Origin of the sequence: Microbispora amethystogenes (genome assembly GCF_016863015.1) — a bacterium.
Classification (GTDB): domain Bacteria; phylum Actinomycetota; class Actinomycetes; order Streptosporangiales; family Streptosporangiaceae; genus Microbispora; species Microbispora amethystogenes.
Genome location: NZ_BOOB01000045.1, coordinates 54654 through 73230 on the forward strand (window position 1 = coordinate 54654; position 18577 = coordinate 73230).

Consider the following 18577-nt stretch of genomic DNA (forward strand, 5'->3'; position numbering starts at 1 on the left):
CGGCCCGCCTGTCCTACCCCAGGCGTACGGGGAGGCGGGCGAGGCGCCAGGAGAACGGCAGGAACTGGCGGCTGAGATCCTCCGGCGCGACCGCCAGCGCGAGGCGGGGGTGGCGGCGCAGGAGGGCGCCAAAGGCCACCTCGCCCTCCTGCCGGGCCAGCGCGGCGCCCAGGCAGTAGTGCAGGCCGTGGCCGAAGCCGACATGGACCTCTTTGTGGCCGTCGGACTCCCGCGTGACGTCGAGCCGTTCGGGGTCGTCGAAGCGGCGGGGGTCGTAGTTGGCCGACACCAGGACCGCCATCACCGGTTCGCCCCGGCGTACGGTCAGGTCGCCGATCGGCACGTCCTCGGCGGCGTACCTGATGCGGGTGCCCTGCACGGGCCCGCACCAGCGCATGAGCTCGTGCACGGCGCGCGGCAGCAGCCCGGGGTCGTCCCGCAGCGCGGCGAGCTGGTCGGGGTGGGTCAGCAGGGCGGCGGTCCCGTTGCCGATCAGATGGGCGGTGGTCTCGTGGCCGGCGAGGACGAGCGTGAGGACCATCGTGACCAGTTCGGTGTCCGACAGCCGGTCGCCGTCCTCGTCGTGGGCCCGGATCAGGCCGGTGAGCAGGTCGCCGGTGGGCTCGGCGCGACGGCGGCCGACGAGGTCGTGGATGTAGTCGACGATGGCCCGCAGCGGCTTGCTCGCCGCTCCCGGTTCGAGTGAGAAGAGGCCCCTTCCCCACTCCCGCCACCGCGGGCGGTCCTCCTCCGGGATGCCGACCAGCTCGCAGATGACGGTGATCGGCAGGGGATAGGCGAAGTGCTCGATCAGATCCACGATGCCGTCCTCGGCGTGGCCGGGGAGCCGGTCGAGCAGGTCCTCGGTGATCGCCTCCACCCGTGGGCGCAGCTCCGCCACGCGGCGCGCGGTGAAGGCGCGGGAGACCAGCCTGCGCAGCCTCAGGTGGTCGTCGCCGTCGGCGTCGAGGACCGAGTCGAGGATGTACGGCGCGTACTCACGGGGGATGCCGCGGGCCTCGATGAGATCCTCGCGGATGTTCTGCACGTCCGCGCCCGGCACGTTGGCCGGGTTGTTGACGAAGCGGCGGTCGCTCAGCACCGTCCTCACGTCCTCGTACCGCATGACGATCCAGATGGGGGAGCTCAGGCCGGGGAAGGAACCGCGCGTCATCGGGGCCTGCTCCCGCAGCCGCGAGTAGCCCCTGAACGGGTCGCTCGCCAGCTGCGGGTCGAACAGGTCGACGACGGTGGTGTCAGATGTGGTGCCGGACGTCGTGCCGGGAGTGCTCATGCCAACCTCCACGTGCCAGGTACGTCGCGTCAGGTGCGTACAGGTGCGTCTTTCACGTGCGGCGGACGTCAACGCTACGCCGCGGCCCACCCCCCGGCAACAGGCCGCGCGGTCCGGCCCTGACCGGACCGGTCAGAGCCAGCCGCTGTGGCGGGCGGCCCGGACGGCCTCCATGCGGTTGCGGGTGCCGGTCTTGGCGATGCACGACGACAGGTGGTTGCGTACGGTGCTCTCCGACAGGTGGAGGCGGCGGGAGATGTCGGCGGCCGTCGAGCCGTCGGCCGCCGCGACGAGCACCTCACGCTCGCGCGGCGTCAGCGGGCTCGGCCCGGCGCTGAGGGCGGCGGCGGCCAGGGCGGGGTCGACCACGATCTCGCCCGCCAGCACCCGCCGGATCGCCTGGGCCAGCTCGCCGACGGGCCGGTCCTTCACCACGAAGCCGCGGGCGCCCGCGTCCAGCGCCCGGCGCAGGTAGCCGGGCCGTCCGAACGTGGTCACGATGACCACGGCGCACGAGGGCAGCGCCGCCCGCAGCCCGGCGGTCGCGTCGAGCCCACCGCCGCCCGGCATCTCGATGTCGAGCAGGGCCACGCCGGGCTCCGTCCGCAGCGCCGCGGGCAGGATCTCGTCTCCGCTCGCGACCTGCGCGACGACCTCGAAGTCGTCCTCCAGGTCGAGCAGGACGGCGAGCGCGTCGCGCATCATCGCCTGGTCCTCGGCGATCAGCACGCGTGTCACGGGCGGAGTCGAAGGCTGGGCCATGGGTTCCGTCACGGGGCCTCGTCCCCGCCCAGGCGCGGGATCTCGGCGGAGAGGACGAACCCCCGGGGCAGCCGGGTGGCCCGCAGCCGCCCGCCCGCGGCGGCCAGGCGCTCGCGCAGCCCGCGCAGGCCGCTGCCGTCCTGCTCCCGGACCTCCCCGACCTCCCCGCCCGTGCCGCCTGTCTCGGTGGCGGGGGCGCCGTCGTCGCTGACCTCCACCAGCACCGGGTCGCGGTCGCGGCGGAGCGTGATGACGCAGCGCCGCGCGCCGGAGTGCCGCACGACGTTCGTGACCCCCTCCCGGACGACCCAGCTCAGCAGCACGTCGGCCTCCCGGGGCAGCGCGGGCCCCGACTCCCGCACCTCGCAGTCGATGCCGGCCGCGGCGAGCGCCGCCCGGGCGGTGTCCAGCTCGTACGCGAGGCTCGCGTCCCGGTAGCCCGTGACCGCCTCGCGCACCTCCGTCAGCGCCTGCCGCCCGATCGCCTCGATGTCCTCGGCGTGCCGCACCGCCGCCGCGACGTCGCGCGGGGCCAGCCGGCGCACCGCCTCGGCCTTCACGACCACCATCGAGAGCGTGTGCCCGAGCAGGTCGTGCAGGTCCCGGGAGAAGCGCAGCCGCTCCGCCGAGACGGCGGCGGCGGCCAGCTGCTCCCGGGTGCGGGCGAGCTCCCCGATGATCTGTCCCATCCGGCGGAAGCCGTACGCCGTGATCCCCGCGAGCGTGGTGGTCAGCGCGGTGCCCCACAGGGCGGAGTCGAAGGAGCCGCCCCGGGCCAGCACCACGGCCGCGGACAGCACGGCCGTGGCGGCGACCAGCCAGGGCGCCACGCGGAGCGGCGCGACGACCCCCACGGCCACCGCGAGCAGGGAGAACAGCGTCCGCCACTCCGTCGCCTCGTAGGCGGCGTTCGCCGCGACCGCGGCCACCGCGAGCAGCCCGGCCAGCGCCATCGGCAGGAACCGTACGGACGGCGGGGGACGGCGGAAGGTGAGCACCGCGCCCGCGAACGACAGCCCCGCGACGGCCAGAACGGCCCACTCGGACCCGCTGTGTGCCGCCGACGCCGGCGCGAGCAGCAGGAGGGCGGTGAACCCCAGTGCCCATATTCCCGCCATGGCGGCCATTATGGTCCCCCGCGGCCGGGACGCGCAGGGCGGAACGTCTGCTTTCCAGCAGTACGAATCACCCGGTCGCAGGTGTGTAGGTGTCATCGACGGCGACGACGTCGCGGCCCGCGGCGGCGAGCAGGGAGGCGGCGATGGCCGCCCGGTAGCCGGTCGCGCAGTGCGCCCACACCTCGCCGGGCGGCACCTCGCCGAGCCGGGCGGGCAGGTCGTGCAGCGGGATGTTGACCGCCCCGGGCACGTGCGACTCACGCCACTCCGCCTCGCGGCGCACGTCGAGGACCACGACCGGCCGCTCACGGCGTACGGCGGACAGGTCGGCGAACGTCGCCGTCGGCAGGGACGCGGGCTTCTCCCCACCGGCACAGACCCAGTCGGCCGGGCCCCCGGTGGCGGCGGCGGCCGGGCGGTCGACGCCGATCCGCACCAGTTCGCGCTGCGCCTCCGCCACGTCCTCCGGCGTCTCGCCGAGCAGCGTCACCGGGGTGCCCCAGGGGATCAGCCAGCCGAGGTAGACGGCGAAGCTGCCGTCGAGCCCGAAGTTGAGCGCCCCCGGCAGGTGGCCCGCCGCGAACGCCGTCCGGGACCGCAGGTCGACCACCCACTCGCCGTCCCGCAGACGGCGGCGCAACTCGGCGGCCCCGGCCCGGTGCGGCGGGGACAGGTCGGGGGCCTCCGGCCCGGCCAGGTTGAGCGCCGCCATGTGCGCGTAGTACGCCGGGTAGGCGTCCAGCCCGGCGAGCAGCGACTCGGCGTACTCCTCCTCGCCCCGCGTCAGGACCGGGTTGGTCTTCGACTCCCGGCCGATCGTCGACTCGGTGACCTCCTCCGACTGGGTGGACGAGCAGAAACTCCCGAAGCCGTGCGTGGGGTAGACCTCCGTCTCCGGGGGCAGCTCGCGGGCCAGGCGATGGGCCGAGGCGTACTGGGCCCGCACCAGTGTGCCGGTGTGCTCGGGGCCGAGCAGGTCGGGCCGCCCGGTCGCGCCGTAGAGCAGCGAGCCTCCGGTGAAGACCGCGGGCGGCCGGCCCGGGACCTCCAGCGCGTACGACAGGTGGGTGAAGGTGTGGCCGGGAGTGGCCAGCGCGCGCAGGCGCATGGCCCCGGCCTCGATCACGTCGCCGTCCTCGACGGGCCGGTGATCGAACGCCACCGGGTCGGCCGCGTTGACGTGGTAGTCCGCGCCGGTCGCCGCGGCCAGGGCGGGCCCGCCGGTGACGTAGTCGTTGTGCACGTGGGTCTCGAAGACGTCGCGGATCTCGACGCCGCGCCGTTCGGCGAGGCGGAGCATCCGGTCGACGTCCCGCTGCGGGTCCACGACGAAGGCGACCTCCCCGTCGGTGACGAGGTAGCTGCGGTCGCCCAGCGAGGGGGTGCCGACGGCGACGATTTCGATCATGTATGTCCCTCCTCGGCTCGGGACAGACCCGTACCCAGGGAGAACGAATTCACCTCCGCCCGGGTGGGCGGGACCGCGCCGGCGCGGGTGCACACGATCGCCGCGGCGGCGCAGCCGCGCCGCAGCGCCTCGGCCACCCGCCTGGGGGTCAGGGCGCCGTCGTGCAGCGTGTCGTGGTGCGGCGTGTCGTCATGCAGGGCGTCGAGGTAGGCGGCGGTGAAGGTGTCGCCCGCGCCGACCGTGTCCACGACCTTGACGGCCGGCGCCGGGCAGGTGATCACCTCGCCGCCCGGAGCTCCGTCACCTGGGGTCCGGCCGCCTGGAGTCCCGTCGCTTGGAGACCGATCGCCGGCGAGTCCGTCGCCTGGGAGCCCGGCACGCAGCACCGCCGCCGCGCCGTCGCCGCCCCGGGTGACCACCACCAGCTCAGGGCCCAGCCCGGCCCAGCGCCGCGCCACGTCGAGGCCGGGCTCGCCGGGATAGAGCCAGTCGAGGTCCTCGGCGCTCACCTTGACCAGGCGCGACAGCCGTACGCACTCCTCGGTCAGGGCCACGGCCTCGGCGTGGTCGCCGGCCAGCGACGGCCGGATGTTCGGGTCGTAGGAGACCGTGACGCCCGCCGCCTTCGCGGCCCGCATCAGGGCCCTGACGTGGTCGCCGCCCGGGGACACGAGGGTGGCCAGGGAGCCGGTGTGCAGGCAGGTCACCCCGTCGAGCGTGATCGGGGCGGACAACCGCCACTCGAAGCGGAAGTCGTACGACGCCGAGCCGTCCGCGCCCACCCGGGCGAAGGCGAGGCCGGTCGCCGCCGCCGGGGCGAGATCGCCGGTGCCGATCCCGTGGCGGGTCAGGTGGTCGCGGAGCAGGCCGCCGAAGAAGTCGTCGCCGGTCTCCCCGGCGAACCGCACCGGGCGGCCCAGCGCGGCCAGCGCCACCGCCACGTTGAGCGGGCTGCCGCCGGGCACGGCGGTGAAGGTCCACGACCCCGGCGCGCCGATCAGGTCGACGAGGCTCTCGCCCGTCACGAGGAACGTCACGCGGCGTCCTCCCCGGAATCCTCTCCTGTTTCCGCCGCCAGCACGCGCTGGGCGACGGCGAAGGCGGCGTTGGCGGCGGGCACCCCGCAGTAGATCGCGGTCTGCAGCAGGACCTCCTTGATCTCGTCGATGGTGAGCCCGTTGCGCCGCGCGGCCCGCACGTGCATGGCCAGCTCGTCGAGCTGTCCCCGGGCCACGAGGGCGGTGAGCGTGACGCAGCTGCGGGTCCTGCGGTCGAGCCCGGGCCGGGTCCAGATCTCGCCCCAGGCGTACCGGGTGATGAGGTCCTGGAAGTCGGCGGTGAACTCGGTGGTCGCCGCCTGGGCCCGGTCCACGTGCGCGTCGCCCAGCACCTCCCGCCGCACCCGCATGCCGTCGTCGTCGCTCATGCCGTCCTCCGGGAGGTGGTCGTGGTCAGGTGCCGGACGATCGCCTCGGTGACGACGTCCGGCCGTTCGGCGGTGGCCAGGTGGGCCGCCCCCGGGACCACCAGCAGCGCGGCGTCCGGGATGCCCTCGGCCAGGACCTCGGCGTGCGCGGGCGGGGTCGCGGGATCCTCGGCCCCGGCGATCACCAGCGTGGGCGCGCGGACCTCCCCGAGCCGGTCGCGGACGTCGAAGGCCGCCAGGGCGTCGCAGCAGGCGGCGTACCCCTCGGGATCGGCGCCGCGCAGCATGTCGAGGTAGCGCTCTGCGCCGGGGAAGCCCGCCGTGAACCACCGCGACCGGGTCGCCTCCACCAGGGGCTTCGTGCCTTCCGCGCGTACCAGCGCGGCGCGTTCGCGCCAGCTCTCCGCGGTGCCGAACCGGGCGGAGGTGCAGCACAGCACGAGGCTCGCGACCCGGTCCGGCGCGCGCAGCGCGAGGGCGGTGCCGACGGCCCCGCCCAGCGACACCCCGGCATACGCCACGCGGCGGTCTCCCTGGGCCAGGCCGTGGCGGTCGAGCAGCGCCAGCACCCCGGCGGCGAGATCGTTGATAGTGAAGCCGGACGCGGCGGGGGAGCCGCCGTGGCCGGGCAGGTCGTAGCGGAGCACCCGCCAGGTGCGGGTGAGCGCCGCGAGCTGTGGCTCCCACAGGTCGAGCGTCGTGCCCAGCGACGGGCCGAGCACGACGACCGGGGCGTCCGGCGGGCCGTCGAATCGGTGGTGCGGGATCATCCGTCTTTCCTCGTGTGGAACTCCGGGGCGTGGAACTCCGGGGCAGGGGACTCCCCGGCATGGAACCGCAGGGCGCGGTCCACCAGGGCGGGGGCCGGCCCTGCCCCGGTGTCCTCCCCGTGCTCGCGCAGCACGACGAGCAGCTCGTCGAGATTCTGCCGCATGCGGCCGGGGAACACCTCCAGGCCCTCGGTCAGCTCGGCGGCCGTCTCCGCCGCGCCGCCGGCGAGGCGCAGGCACTCGCGGAGCGGCTGCCATTCGGCGTGCCAGCCTCCGGCGGGCCGCTCGTGCTCGGCGACCCGCGACGCCAGCAGGATCTGCGCCAGGGCGGGCGCCTGCAGCGCCGCCGACCTGATCATGGTGGCGAGCACGGGGTTGCGCTTGTGCGCCATCGCCGACGAGCCGCCCCGCCCCGGCGCGGCGGGCTCGGCGACCTCGCCCACCTCGCTCTGCGCCAGCAGGATCACGTCGACGGCGAGCTTGCCGAGCGCCCCGGCGACGGCGGCGAGCGCAGCAGCGAGGTCCGTGACCGGGGCGCGCGAGGTGTGCCAGGGCAGCACCGGCTCGGCCAGCCCGGTCTCGGCGGCGAAGAGCGGCAGGAGCTCCAGGGCCCGCTCGCCGTACCCGGCCATCGTCCCGGCCGCGCCGCCGAGCTGGACCGGCAGCCGCACCGCCGCGAGGCGGTCGCGGGCGTCCCGGCAGCCGAGCAGCCACCCGGCGGCCTTCAGCCCGAACGTGGTGGGCACCGCCCGCTGCATGAGCGTGCGCCCGGCCATCGGGGTGTCGCGGTGCTCGGCGGCCAGCCGGGCGAGCGCGGCGAGCACCCGGTCGAGGTGCGGCAGGATCACCGCGCGGGCCCGCGCCGCCACCAGCATCGCCGCCGTGTCGAGCACGTCCTGGCTGGTCGCGCCGTGATGCACCCACCTCCGCGCATCCCCCGCGGCGGCGCGCAGGTCCTCGACCAGCGGTACGACGGGGTTGCCGGCGTCCCTGGCCCGCCGGGCGAGCCCGGCCACGTCGTAGCCGTCCTCCCCGCCGAGGAAACGGGCCGCCTCGCGGATCGCGGCGGCGGCGTGCTCGGGGACGACGCCGAGGCGGGCCTGCGCCCGCGCGAGGCAGACCTCCGCCTCCAGCATCGCCCGCAACCAGGCGGCGTCGCCGGTGACCGCCTCGACCGCCGTGCCCGCCCGGACGGGGGACAGCAGCCCCTGATCGGCGCCTGTGCCGGCACCCGCCCCGGAACTCGCGTCAGAAGTCAAGGAAGACCGTCTCCCGCTCACCCTGCAGCCGTACGTCGAACCGGTAGGCGTCCTTCCCGTCCGCGCGGGCGAGCAACGTCGCGCGGCGGTCCGGCTCCAGCGAGCCGAGCAGGGGGTCGGGCACGTCGGCGAGGTAGACGCGGGTCCGCACCGGCTTCAGCAGTCCCCGGGCGAAGACCAGCAGGGGAAGGTACGGCCGGGCGGGCGGGGAGACGCGGAACCGGTAGGAACCGTCGGGCTCGGTGGCGCACCGGCCGAAGCCGCCCCCGCCGAACTCACCCCTGCCGGAACCGTTCCTGCCGGAACCGGCGCTGCCGGAACCGTCCCCACGGAACGCGCCACCGCCGGAACCGGCGCTGCCGGAACCCCGCGGACCGAACCCCCCGGGCTCGCCGGTCCAGAGCTCCAGCAGCGCGTCGGGCACCGGTTCGCCGGCGCCGTCCAGCACCCGGCCGGTGATCGTGACCGCGCCCGGATGCCCCTCGGGCACGAGCTCCCAGCCGCCCTCGTACGGCAGGGCGAACCCGAAGAACGGCCCGACGGTCTGCGAGGGAGTGGTCACGCGTCCTCCTGCGTGCTCTCGACGGGCGTGCGGCCCAGCACGACGTCCCAGCGGTAGCCGAGCGCCCACTCCGGCTCGGTGACGTCGAGGTCGAAGGCGGAGACGAGCCGTTCGCGGGCGGCCGGGTCCGGGACGGACTGGAAGATCGGGTCGAACGCGAACAACGGGTCGCCGGGGAAGTACATCTGCGTCACCAGGCGCTGCGTGAACGCGGTGCCGAAGACCGAGAAGTGGATGTGCGCCGGCCGCCAGGCGTTGGGATGGTTGCGCCAGGGATACGCCCCGGGCTTGATCGTGACGAACCGGTAGCGTCCCTCGTCGTCGGTCAGGCACCGGCCCGCGCCGGTGAAGTTGGGGTCGAGCGGCGCCGGGTGCCGGTCGACCGGATGGGCGTACCGGCCGGCCGCGTTGGCCTGCCAGATCTCCACCAGCGTGCGCGGCACCGGCCGGCCCGAGGAGTCGAGGATCCGCCCGGTGACGATGATCCGCTCGCCGAGCGGTTCGCCCGCGTGCCCGGTGGTCAGGTCGGCGTCGAGCGGGTTCACGTCCTCGTGCCCGAAGACCGGGCCGGTCAGCTCGGCCGCCTCCGGGTCGTCCTTCATCGGGAGCGGGGCGTGGGAGGGCGCGCGCAGGACCGTGCTCGCGTAGCCGGGATACAGGTAGGGCGGCTGGGTCATGAGGTTCCTTCGAGGATGAGGGCCAGTCCCTGTCCGACGCCGACGCACAGGGTCGCCACGCCGTACCCGCCGGTGCGGGAGAGACGGTGGGCCAGGGTGCCCGCGAGGCGCGCGCCCGAGCAGCCGAGCGGGTGCCCGATCGCGATCGCGCCGCCCTGCGGGTTGACGACCTCGGGGTCGAGATCCTTCCACTCGCCGAGGCAGGCGAGCACCTGCGCGGCGAACGCCTCGTTGAGCTCGACGGAGGCCAGGTTGGCGAGGCCGAGCCCGGCCCGGTCCAGGGCCCTGGCGACCGCGGGGACGGGCCCGATGCCGAAGTCGGCCGGGTCCACGCCCGCGACCCCGGTGGACACCACCCGGGCGAGTGGGTGCAGGCCGTGCGCGGCGAGGCCGTCGGCGTCGGTGATCAGCAGCGCGGCGGCGCCGTCGTTGAGTGGCGAGGAGTTGCCCGCCGTGATCGTGCCGTCGGCGGCGAAGGCGGGCTTCAGCCGGGCCAGCGCCTCGGCGGACGTGTCGTCCCTGATCGTCTCGTCCCTGATCATCTGGTCACGGGTCAGCTCCTCCAGCGGCACGATCTCGGCGTCGAACAGGCCGTCCCGCCAGGCGGCGGCGGCCCGGCGGTGGCTGCCCACGGCGAAGGCGTCCTGCTCCTCGCGGCTCACGCCGCGGCTGCGGGCGAGCTGCTCGGTCGCCTCGCCGAGGGAGACCGTCCACCGCTCCGGCATCTCCGGGTTGACCATCCGCCAGCCGAGGGTCGTGGAGTAGAGCTGCTCGTGGCCCCGGGGGAAGCCGCGCTCGGGCTTGGGCAGCACCCAGGGCGCGCGGCTCATCGACTCGACCCCGCCCGCCACCACCACGGAGGCGTCGCCGCAGGCCACGGTCCTGGCCGCCTGGACCACCGCCTCCAGGCCGGAGGCGCACAGGCGGTTGACGGTCGCGCCGGGGACCGTGACCGGCAGCCCGGCCAGCAGCGCGGCCATCCGGCCCACGTTGCGGTTGTCCTCCCCGGCGCCGTTGGCCGCGCCGAGGACCACGTCGTCGACGCGCTCCGGGTCGAGGCCGGGGGCGCGGGCGAGCAGCGCCCTGATCACCCCGGCCGCCAGGTCGTCGGGGCGGATCCCGGCGAGCGCGCCGCCGTACCTCCCGATCGGGGTCCGTACGGCGTCGGCGACGAACACGTCCTTCATGAGATCTCGGCTCCTGTCTTCGCCCGCACCTCGCCGGCGCTGACGCCCGGCGCGGTCTCCGCCAGCCGCAGGCCGCCGGCGGTCACGTCGACCACGGCGAGGTCGGTGATGATCCGGTGGACGCACGCCCGGCCGGTCAGCGGCAGCGTGCACTCCGGCACGATCTTCGGCGTGCCGTCCTTCGCGGTGTGCTCCATCAGCACGACCAGCCGCCTCGCGCCGTGGACCAGGTCCATCGCGCCGCCCATCCCCTTGATCATCTTGCCGGGGACGGCCCAGTTGGCGAGGTCGCCGCGGGCCGACACCTGCATCGCGCCGAGCACGGCGACGTCGATGTGCCCGCCGCGGATCATCCCGAACGACAGCGACGAGTCGAAGAACGCCGCCCCGGGCAGCACGGTGATCGTCTCCTTGCCCGCGTTGATCAGGTCGGGGTCGACCTCGTCCTCGGCGGGGTAGGGGCCGACGCCGAGCACGCCGTTCTCCGAGTGGATCACCACGCGCCGGCCGTCCAGATGAGCGGGGATCAGCGTCGGCAGCCCGATCCCCAGGTTGACGTAGCCGCCGTCGGGCAGCTCACGGGCCGCCCGCGCGGCCATCTCGTCACGGGTCCAGGCCATCTAGACCTCCCTCACAGCCGAGGTGACGGTCCGCTTCTCGACACCCTTGTCGGCGGCCTGCTCCGGAGTGAGCGGCAGCACCCGCCGCACGAACACCCCCGGCAGGTGCACCTCGTCGGGGTCGAGCTCGCACAGCTCCTCGACCTCCGCGATCGTCACCCGGCCCGCCATCGCCGCGAGCGGGTTGAAGTTGCGCGCCGCCTTCGCGAAGACGAGGTTGCCGTACGCGTCCCCCTTCGCGGCCCTGACCAGCGCGAAGTCGGTCACGATGCCGCGCTCCAGCACGTACGGCACGCCGTCGAAATCGCGCACCTCCTTCGGCGGCGAGGCCACGGCCACGCTGCCGTCGGGGTGGTGGCGCCAGGGCAGCCCGCCCTCGGCGACCATCGTCCCCACCCCCGCCGGGGTGTAGAAGGCCGGGATGCCGCAGCCGCCGGCCCGCAGCCGCTCGGCCAGCGTGCCCTGCGGGATCAGCTCGACCTCGACCTCGCCCGCGAGGTACTGCCGGGCGAACTCCTTGTTCTCCCCGATGTACGAGCCGATGACGCGGGCGATCCGGCCGGCGGCCAGCAGCTCCCCGAGGCCCTGCCCGCCGGTGCCGCCGCCGGTGCCGCCGTTCGTGCCGCAGTTGTTCGACACGACGTGCAGCCCGCCGACGCCGCGCTCCAGCACCGCGCGGATCAGCACCGACGGCACACCGGACAGCCCGAAACCGCCCACGGCGAGCGACGCGCCCTCGCCGACGTCGGCCACCGCCTCCGCCGCGCTCCCCACCACCTTGTTCACAGGGCTGTTCACAGGCTCTCCTCGTACGGCAGGCCCACGTAGTTCTCCGCGAGCGTCGTACCCGCCGCGTTCGAGGAGGTGACATAGTCGAGATGGGAGGTCTGCAGCCGCCGGGCGTAGGCGTCGTCGGAGTCGAAGGTGTGCAGCAGCGTCGTCATCCACCACGAGAAGTGCTGCGCCCGCCATACCCGGGGCAGGCAGGCTCGCGAGTAGCCGTCCAGCGCCTCCGCCGAGCCCCCGGCGAAGAACCGGGCCAGCGCCTCGGTCAGCACCCGCACGTCGGCCACCGCCAGGTTGAGCCCCTTCGCGCCGGTCGGCGGCACGATGTGGGCCGCGTCCCCGGCCAGGAACAGCCTGCCGTGCTGCATGGGCTCGGCCACGAAGCTCCGCATGGGCGTGACGCTCCTCTCGATGATCTCACCGGTCGCCAGGGCGAAACCGGGCACGGTCTCCAGCCGGGCCCGCAGCTCGGCCCAGATCCGCTCGTCGGGCCAGGCGGCGACGCCCTCGTCCGGGGCCACCTGGAGGTAGAAGCGGCTGATCTCCGCGGAGCGCATGCTGTGCAGGGCGAAGCCGCGCTCGGTCCGCGCGTAGATCAGCTCCTCCGACGACGGCTTCACCCGGGCGAGGATCCCGAGCCAGGCGAACGGATAGTCCCGGCGATACTCGGTCAGCACGCCGCCCGGGATCGAGTCGCGGGACACGCCGTGGAAACCGTCGCAGCCCGCGATCACGTCGCAGTCCAGCCGCTCGCCGCCGAAGGTGAGGGAGGGCCGGTCGGTGCCGATGTCGTGCAGGGCCACGTCGTCCACCTCGAAGCGGACGTCGCCCCCGGCCGCGAGCCGCGCCGCGATGAGGTCCTTGACCACCTCCTGCTGGCCGTACACGGTGATGCACCGGCCGGGCACCAGCCGCTCGAAGGCGATCCGGTGGCCCGCTCCGCCGTACCGGAACTCGATGCCGTGGTGGGGGAGACCCTCCCGCTTCAGCCGCTCGCCCACCCCCGCCTCGACGAGCGTGTCCACCGTGCCCTGTTCGAGCACCCCCGCCCGCACGCGCCGCTCGACGTACTCCCTGCTCCGGCGTTCCAGCACGACCGACTCGATCCCGCGCAGGTGGAGCAGATGGGAGAGCAGCAGGCCGGCCGGCCCCGCCCCGATGATCCCGACCTGAGTTCGCATGGCCCAAGCATCGGCGGCGCCCGCCGTGCCGCGTAGGCTTTGCTTCCGCCCAGTGGAAGCCGTCAGTGGAAGGAGCCACATGGCCGGCGGCGTGCGCGAATCGGGGCGTTCCGTGACGTCCCGGGCGCTGGCGATCCTCGGCGCCTTCGACGCACGGCACCCGCGGCTCACGCTGACGGAGATCGCCGGACGCACCGGCCTGGCGCTCAGCACCGTCCACCGGCTGGCGGGGGAGCTGGAGGAATGGCGGGCCCTGCGCCGCGGCGCCGACGGGCGCTTCCAGATCGGCCGCCGCCTGTGGGAGCTGGGGCAGCTCGCCCCCGACCCGCTGCAGGAGGTGGCCCGCCCCTGGCTGCAGGAGCTCTTCGGCGAGACCGGCGAGAACGTCCACCTGGCCGTGCGGGACGGGCTGGAGGTCCTCTACGTCGACAAGGTGTACGGCAAGCGGGCCGTGCCGATCCTGTCGCGGACCGGCTCCCGCCTGCCGATGCACCCGACCGGCGTCGGCAAGGCCCTCCTGGCGTACGAACCGGAATGGTTTGTGACGTCCTATCTGTCCCGGCCGCTGGAGCGGCCGACGCCGCACACGATCACCGAGCCGGGACGGCTGGCCCGTGAGCTCGCCCAGGTGCGCGCCCAGGGGTACGCCACGACCCACGAGGAGATGACGCTCGGCTCGTGCTCGGCCGCCGCGCCGGTGCCGGTGGGCGACCATGCGGGAGACAGGCCCGTCGCGGCGGTCGGGATCGTGGTGTCCTCGCGGCGGGTGCGCGAGCTGCCCCGCCTGGTCGACCCGCTGCTGGCCGTCGCGGCCCGCATCGCCGCCGACTACCGGGCCGCCGTCGCGCGGGCCTGACGGCCAGGGTGCGGGACAGGGTGCGGGACCCCGGGCGTTACAGCGGGGTGCAGGTCAGACCGGTCATCCCGAACGTGCCGCCGGTCGAGGAGCCGTTGGCGGTGACGGAGAGACTCCCCCCGGGCGCGATGGTGCCGTTCCAGGACACGTTGGTGGCGGTGACGGTCCGCACGGTCTGGGTCCACTTCGTGGTCAGCAGGGAGAAGAGCTTCTCGTCGCCGGTGAAGGTCCAGTAAAGCCGCCAGCCGTTCAGGGTGGTCGTCCCGGTGTTGACCACTCTGCCCTCCGCCACGAAACCCCCGGGGAAGCTGTGGACGGTCGGGAAGCTGACCGAGCAGGACGCCGTGTCCGCGTGCGCGGCGGGAGCGCCGATGACCGTGGTGGCGGCCAGCGCCGCCGCGGCCACCCAGGCGCTCCGCCTGTTGAAACCGGTTTCACGATACCGCCGTGCCATTCCCTCTCCTCTCGCCGTGCCGGGGGTCTCCGGCGGCTGATTCGATGAACGTCCTTCCGGATTGTCATCACAGCCGGCGGGGAATGTCATGGCCGCAGGCTCAGTACGGGCCGTAGCGCCGCTGTGGGGGTGAACGTTTCATCCGCCGGCACGGCTGGCGTACGGTGAGTGCGAGGGGCATCACAGGCAGCTTCACAGGCAGCGGCGAGGGGGCCGCCATGGACGCCGTCGTGATCGAATCGCTGGAACCGCTGATCGCCGAGTTGCGGTCGCGGGGCTTCGCCGTCGTGGGCCCGGTCGTGCGTGACGGCGCGATCCGCTTCGAGGAGATCGCCTCGGCGGGCCGGCTGGCCCGGGGGGTCACCGACGACCAGGAACCCGGCCGCTACCGGCTGCGGGAGACCGGCGACGAGATGATCTTCTCGTTCGCGGCGAGCCCCGACTCGGCCAAGCGGTACACCCAGCCGCCCCGCCAGGCGCTCTTCCGCATGCGCGGCGAGCGGATCGAGGAGGCGGAGGAGGAGGCCCCCCGGATCGCCCTGCTCGGCGTGCGGGCCTGCGACCTGGCCGCGATCGGCGTGCAGGACAGGGTCTTCCTCGGCGGCCGGCACCCCGACCCGGCCTACCGGCTGCGGCGCGAGGCGCTGCTCCTGGTCGCGGTCAACTGCGCGGTGCCCGGCGGCACCTGCTTCTGCGTCTCGATGGGCACCGGGCCCAGGGTGACGGCGGGCCACGACATCGCGCTCACCGAACTGGCCGCGCCGCACCGGTTCGTCGTGGAGATCGGCAGCGAGCGGGGCGAGGAGATCGTCAGGGCGCTGCCGCGGGCGCCCGCCTCCGCCCGCGACCAGGCGGACGCCGAAGAGGTGTCCCGTACGGCCGCCGGGCGCATGGGCCGCCAGGTGGAGACCGAGGGCATCCAGGAGCGGCTCTCGGCGCACGACTCGCCGCGCTGGCAGCAGGTCGGCGCCCGCTGCCTCACCTGCGCCAACTGCACGATGGTCTGCCCCACCTGCTTCTGCACCACGGTCGAGGACTCCACGTCCCTCGCCGACGGCACGGCCGAGCGGGTCGAGCGCTGGGACTCCTGCTTCACGCTGGGGTTCTCGGAGGTCAACGGGACGCCCGTGCGAGGCTCCAACCCCGGCCGCTACCGTCAGTGGCTGACCCACAAGTTCTCCACCTGGATCGACCAGTTCGGCATGTCCGGCTGTGTCGGCTGCGGCAGGTGCATCACCTGGTGCCCGGTCGGGATCGACGTGACCGAGGAACTGGCGAACCTGCCATGATCTCCCACCCCATGACACCGGTGGTGTATCGGGTGCGCTCCCGCCGCCCGGACCGGGTCGACACGGTGACGCTGACGCTGGAGCCGCTCCGCGGTGACTGCCCGCCGTTCCTGCCCGGGCAGTTCACCATGCTGTACGCCCCCGGGGTCGGGGAGATCCCGGTGTCGATCAGCGGCCGGTCCCGCTCCGGCGGGTACGCCCAGACGATCAGGGCGGTGGGCGCGGTCAGCGCCGCCCTGTGCGGCAAGCGCCCCGGCGAGGTGGTCGGCGTGCGCGGACCGTACGGACACGGCTGGGGCGTGCCCGCCGCGGCGGGCCTCGACGTCGTCGTCGCCGCGGGCGGCCTGGGCATCGCCCCGCTGCGGCCGGTCGTGCGGGCGCTGCTGGCCGGCCGCGACAGGTACGGCCGGGTCAGCGTGATCGCCGGCGCACGGTCGCCCGCGACGCTCATGTACCCCCGGGAGCTGGCCCGGTGGTCCCGGCAGGGCGCCGACGTCCAGGTGATCGTGGACCATCCCGACCACGCGTGGCACGGCCCGGTCGGCCTGGTCACCCGGCTCGTCGACCGGATCGTCTTCGAGCCGCGCCGTACGCACGCGTTCGTGTGCGGTCCCGAGGCGATGATGCGGGCGACGGCGGAGGAGCTGCTGCGGCGCGGGGTCGCCCCCGCACGGGTGGAGCTGTCTCTGGAGCGCAACATGAAGTGCGCCGTGGTCCGCTGCGGCCACTGCCAGTTCGGCCCGCTGTTCGTCTGCGAGGACGGGCCGGTGCTGGGCTACGACCGGGCGGGGCCGATGCTGGCCGTGGCGGAGCTGTGATGGGAGCTGTGATGGACGAGCAGGCGCCGCGCCTCGCGGTCTGGAAGTTCGCCTCCTGCGACGGGTGCCAGCTCACGCTGCTCGACTGCGAGGACGAACTGCTGTCCGTGGCCGCCCGGCTGGAGATCGCCTACTTCCTGGAGGCGTCCAGCGCCCCCGGCCCCGGGCCGTACGACCTGTCGCTGGTGGAGGGATCGATCACCACCCCCGAGGACCTGGAGCGGATCAGGCACGTGCGGCGCGTGTCGAGGCGCCTGGTCACCATCGGCGCGTGCGCCACCGCGGGCGGCGTCCAGGCGCTGCGCGACTTCGCCGGCGTGAAGGAGTTCGCCTCCGTCGTCTACGCCCGGCCCGACTACATCGCCACCCTGGACCGCTCGACCCCGATATCGGCGCACGTGCCGGTCGACTTCGAGCTGCGCGGGTGCCCGATCGACCGGCGGCAGCTGCTGGAGGTCATCTCCGCGTTCCTGGCGGGGCGGCGGCCGGTCGTGCCCGCGCACAGCGTCTGCGTGGAATGCAAGGCCAGGGGCAACGTCTGCGTGATGGTCGCGCACGGCACGCCCTGCCTCGGGCCGGTCACCCAGGCGGGCTGCGGCGCGCTGTGCCCGTCCTTCAACCGGGGCTGCTACGGCTGCTTCGGCCCGATGGAGAGCCCCAACGCCGCCGGGCTGAACCACTGGCTGCGCGGGCTGGGGATGAGCACCCCCGAACTGGTGCGGATCTACCGGACCTACCACGCCACCACCGAGCCCTTCCAGAGGGCGGCCGAGGAAGCCGAGGAGCACGGGTGACCCACAAGACGGTGCGGATCGGCGGCCTCACCCGGGTGGAGGGCGAGGGCGGGCTGGTCGTGCACGCCCGGGACGGCCGGATCACCGGCCTGGAGCTGCGGATCTACGAGCCGCCCCGGTTCTTCGAGGCGCTGCTGCGCGGGCGCGGCCACACCGAGCCCCCCGACATCACCGCGAGGATCTGCGGCATCTGTCCCGTGGCGTACCAGATGAGCGCCTGTCAGGCGATCGAGGCCGCCTGCGGCGCGGAGGTGACCGGCCCGCTGCGGGACCTGCGGCTGCTGCTCTACTACGGCGAGTGGATCGAGTCGCACGCGCTGCACGTCTACCTGCTGCACGCGCCCGACTTCCTCGGGTACGACAGCGGCATCGCGCTGGCCGCCGACCGCCGTGACCTGGTCGAGCGCGGCCTCGCGCTGAAGAAGGCCGGAAACGAGCTGATCGCGGTCATCGGCGGGCGGCCCATCCACCCCGTGAACGTCCGGGTCGGCGGCTTCTACCGGGTGCCCGCCCGGGCCGAGCTGGCCCCCGTCGCCGAGCGCCTGCGCCGCGCCCGCGACGACGCCCTGGCCACCGTCGCCTGGGTGGCCGGGTTCGACTTCCCCGACGTCGAGCACGACTACCGGTTCCTCGCCCTCAGCCATCCGGAGGAGTACGCGATTCTCTCCGGCGGTGTGGCGACGGGAGACGGGCGGGGCACGCCGGAGGGCTTCGCGGTCGAGGACTGGCCGGAGCACGTGATCGAGGAACAGGTGCCCCATTCGACGGCGCTGCACGCGCGGCTGGACGGCGAGAGCGGCTACCTCGTCGGGGCCCTCGCCCGCTACGCGCTCAACGCGGCACGGCTGTCCCCGCTCGCGCGGGAGGCGGCCGCCGCCGCCGGCCTCGGGCCCGTGTGCCGCAACCCCTTCCGGGCCATCGTCGTACGCGCCGTGGAGATCGTGCACGCGTGCGACGAGGCGTTGCGGATCCTGGACGGCTACACCGAGCCCGACCGGCCCTCGGTGCCGGTCGAGCCGCGCCCCGGCGTCGGCCACGGCGCGTCGGAGGCCCCGCGCGGCACCCTCTACCACCGCTACCGGCTGGACGAGGACGGCCTCGTCGCGGAGGCGGACATCGTGCCGCCCACCGCGCAGAACCAGGCGCGGATCGAGGAGGACCTGCGTGACCTGCTCGCGCCCCGTCTCGCCCCGGGCCTCGACCCGCCCGAGACGGAGCTGGCCGCCCTGTGCGAGAGGGCGATCCGGAACCACGACCCCTGCATCTCCTGTTCCGCCCACTTCCTCGACTTCCGCCTGGATCGCGGGTGAACGCGG

At 74.4% G+C, this 18577-nt stretch carries 20 protein-coding genes; 5 read left to right on the plus strand and 15 right to left on the minus strand.

Annotated features, from left to right (window positions below):
* Positions 1–13 precede the first annotated feature (13 nt).
* The 14 genes from Mam01_RS27550 to Mam01_RS27615 form a co-directional block, all read right to left on the minus strand.
* Positions 14–1294, minus strand: coding sequence for a cytochrome P450 family protein (locus Mam01_RS27550; protein WP_204288072.1), 1281 nt, complete (start codon positions 1292–1294; stop codon positions 14–16).
* Between the two features lie 132 nt (positions 1295–1426).
* Entirely contained in the window at positions 1427–2032 is a 606-nt protein-coding gene (locus Mam01_RS27555) for a response regulator transcription factor (protein WP_204288073.1), read from the minus strand.
* 32 nt (positions 2033–2064) lie between these two features.
* The gene (locus Mam01_RS27560; protein WP_204288074.1) at positions 2065–3174 is read right to left on the minus strand and encodes a sensor histidine kinase; all 1110 of its coding nucleotides are present in this window, start codon (positions 3172–3174) and stop codon (positions 2065–2067) included.
* A 67-nt stretch (positions 3175–3241) separates the two neighbouring features.
* The gene (locus Mam01_RS27565) at positions 3242–4582 is read right to left on the minus strand and encodes an MBL fold metallo-hydrolase (RefSeq protein ID WP_204288075.1); all 1341 of its coding nucleotides are present in this window, start codon (positions 4580–4582) and stop codon (positions 3242–3244) included.
* Positions 4579–5619, minus strand: a complete 1041-nt coding sequence (locus Mam01_RS27570) for a carbohydrate kinase family protein (RefSeq protein WP_204288076.1) — start codon at positions 5617–5619, stop codon at positions 4579–4581. Before Mam01_RS27570 ends, Mam01_RS27565 begins: the two co-directional genes overlap by 4 nt.
* A complete protein-coding gene (gene pcaC / locus Mam01_RS27575) occupies positions 5616–6008 on the minus strand; it encodes a 4-carboxymuconolactone decarboxylase (RefSeq protein ID WP_204288077.1) in 393 nt (130 codons plus the stop codon). The genes Mam01_RS27570 and pcaC overlap by 4 nt, the downstream gene beginning before the upstream one ends.
* A complete protein-coding gene (pcaD, locus tag Mam01_RS27580) occupies positions 6005–6778 on the minus strand; it encodes a 3-oxoadipate enol-lactonase (protein WP_204288078.1) in 774 nt (257 codons plus the stop codon). Before pcaD ends, pcaC begins: the two co-directional genes overlap by 4 nt.
* Complete coding sequence (gene pcaB / locus Mam01_RS27585) at positions 6775–8037, minus strand: 3-carboxy-cis,cis-muconate cycloisomerase (protein ID WP_204288079.1); 1263 nt, start codon at positions 8035–8037, stop codon at positions 6775–6777. The genes pcaD and pcaB overlap by 4 nt, the downstream gene beginning before the upstream one ends.
* A complete protein-coding gene (locus Mam01_RS27590) occupies positions 8027–8599 on the minus strand; it encodes a peptidase associated/transthyretin-like domain-containing protein (protein ID WP_204288080.1) in 573 nt (190 codons plus the stop codon). Before Mam01_RS27590 ends, pcaB begins: the two co-directional genes overlap by 11 nt.
* The gene (pcaH, locus tag Mam01_RS27595) at positions 8596–9276 is read right to left on the minus strand and encodes a protocatechuate 3,4-dioxygenase subunit beta (RefSeq protein ID WP_204288081.1); all 681 of its coding nucleotides are present in this window, start codon (positions 9274–9276) and stop codon (positions 8596–8598) included. The genes Mam01_RS27590 and pcaH overlap by 4 nt, the downstream gene beginning before the upstream one ends.
* Positions 9273–10463 carry a thiolase family protein gene (locus Mam01_RS27600; RefSeq protein ID WP_204288082.1) on the minus strand — a complete coding sequence of 397 codons (1191 nt, stop codon included), beginning with the start codon at positions 10461–10463 and terminating at the stop codon, positions 9273–9275. Before Mam01_RS27600 ends, pcaH begins: the two co-directional genes overlap by 4 nt.
* Entirely contained in the window at positions 10460–11083 is a 624-nt protein-coding gene (locus Mam01_RS27605) for a CoA transferase subunit B (RefSeq protein WP_150934357.1), read from the minus strand. Before Mam01_RS27605 ends, Mam01_RS27600 begins: the two co-directional genes overlap by 4 nt.
* Positions 11084–11881 carry a CoA transferase subunit A gene (locus Mam01_RS27610; RefSeq protein WP_239101670.1) on the minus strand — a complete coding sequence of 266 codons (798 nt, stop codon included), beginning with the start codon at positions 11879–11881 and terminating at the stop codon, positions 11084–11086.
* A complete protein-coding gene (locus tag Mam01_RS27615; RefSeq protein WP_204288083.1) occupies positions 11878–13050 on the minus strand; it encodes a 4-hydroxybenzoate 3-monooxygenase in 1173 nt (390 codons plus the stop codon). The genes Mam01_RS27610 and Mam01_RS27615 overlap by 4 nt, the downstream gene beginning before the upstream one ends.
* Before the next feature lie 79 nt (positions 13051–13129).
* On the opposite strand from Mam01_RS27615, the gene Mam01_RS27620 reads away from it, so the two are divergent.
* The gene (locus Mam01_RS27620) at positions 13130–13906 is read left to right on the plus strand and encodes an IclR family transcriptional regulator (RefSeq protein WP_204288084.1); all 777 of its coding nucleotides are present in this window, start codon (positions 13130–13132) and stop codon (positions 13904–13906) included.
* 37 nt (positions 13907–13943) lie between these two features.
* Here Mam01_RS27620 and Mam01_RS27625 read toward each other — a convergent pair whose 3' ends face one another.
* A complete protein-coding gene (locus tag Mam01_RS27625; protein WP_204288085.1) occupies positions 13944–14360 on the minus strand; it encodes a cellulose binding domain-containing protein in 417 nt (138 codons plus the stop codon).
* A 218-nt stretch (positions 14361–14578) separates the two neighbouring features.
* Here Mam01_RS27625 and Mam01_RS27630 point away from each other — a divergent pair, with 218 nt between their 5' ends.
* The 4 genes from Mam01_RS27630 to Mam01_RS27645 are packed head-to-tail and all read left to right on the plus strand — an operon-like array spanning position 14579 to position 18571.
* Complete coding sequence (locus Mam01_RS27630; protein WP_204288086.1) at positions 14579–15649, plus strand: 4Fe-4S dicluster domain-containing protein; 1071 nt, start codon at positions 14579–14581, stop codon at positions 15647–15649.
* An 11-nt stretch (positions 15650–15660) separates the two neighbouring features.
* The gene (locus Mam01_RS27635) at positions 15661–16467 is read left to right on the plus strand and encodes an FAD/NAD(P)-binding protein (protein ID WP_204288087.1); all 807 of its coding nucleotides are present in this window, start codon (positions 15661–15663) and stop codon (positions 16465–16467) included.
* Complete coding sequence (locus Mam01_RS27640; protein WP_204288088.1) at positions 16467–17261, plus strand: NADH-quinone oxidoreductase subunit B family protein; 795 nt, start codon at positions 16467–16469, stop codon at positions 17259–17261. The genes Mam01_RS27635 and Mam01_RS27640 overlap by 1 nt, the downstream gene beginning before the upstream one ends.
* Positions 17258–18571 (plus strand): Ni/Fe hydrogenase subunit alpha, encoded by a 1314-nt coding sequence (locus tag Mam01_RS27645; protein ID WP_150934350.1) that lies wholly within the window; start codon positions 17258–17260, stop codon positions 18569–18571. The genes Mam01_RS27640 and Mam01_RS27645 overlap by 4 nt, the downstream gene beginning before the upstream one ends.
* Positions 18572–18577: the final 6 nt, after the last annotated feature.

Bases quoted from the DNA above. Each gene is read 5' to 3' on its own strand.
- Mam01_RS27550 (WP_204288072.1), bottom strand. From the start codon at position 1,294: ATGAGCACTCCCGGCACGACGTCCGGCACCACATCTGACACCACCGTC.
- Mam01_RS27560 (WP_204288074.1), bottom strand. From the start codon at position 3,174: ATGGCGGGAATATGGGCACTGGGGTTCACCGCCCTCCTGCTGCTCGCG.
- Mam01_RS27565 (WP_204288075.1), bottom strand. From the start codon at position 4,582: ATGATCGAAATCGTCGCCGTCGGCACCCCCTCGCTGGGCGACCGCAGC.
- pcaC (WP_204288077.1), bottom strand. From the start codon at position 6,008: ATGAGCGACGACGACGGCATGCGGGTGCGGCGGGAGGTGCTGGGCGAC.
- pcaD (WP_204288078.1), bottom strand. From the start codon at position 6,778: ATGATCCCGCACCACCGATTCGACGGCCCGCCGGACGCCCCGGTCGTC.
- pcaH (WP_204288081.1), bottom strand. From the start codon at position 9,276: ATGACCCAGCCGCCCTACCTGTATCCCGGCTACGCGAGCACGGTCCTG.
- Mam01_RS27600 (WP_204288082.1), bottom strand. From the start codon at position 10,463: ATGAAGGACGTGTTCGTCGCCGACGCCGTACGGACCCCGATCGGGAGG.
- Mam01_RS27605 (WP_150934357.1), bottom strand. From the start codon at position 11,083: ATGGCCTGGACCCGTGACGAGATGGCCGCGCGGGCGGCCCGTGAGCTG.
- Mam01_RS27615 (WP_204288083.1), bottom strand. From the start codon at position 13,050: ATGCGAACTCAGGTCGGGATCATCGGGGCGGGGCCGGCCGGCCTGCTG.
- Mam01_RS27620 (WP_204288084.1), top strand. From the start codon at position 13,130: ATGGCCGGCGGCGTGCGCGAATCGGGGCGTTCCGTGACGTCCCGGGCG.
- Mam01_RS27625 (WP_204288085.1), bottom strand. From the start codon at position 14,360: ATGGCACGGCGGTATCGTGAAACCGGTTTCAACAGGCGGAGCGCCTGG.
- Mam01_RS27630 (WP_204288086.1), top strand. From the start codon at position 14,579: ATGGACGCCGTCGTGATCGAATCGCTGGAACCGCTGATCGCCGAGTTG.
- Mam01_RS27635 (WP_204288087.1), top strand. From the start codon at position 15,661: ATGACACCGGTGGTGTATCGGGTGCGCTCCCGCCGCCCGGACCGGGTC.
- Mam01_RS27640 (WP_204288088.1), top strand. From the start codon at position 16,467: ATGGGAGCTGTGATGGACGAGCAGGCGCCGCGCCTCGCGGTCTGGAAG.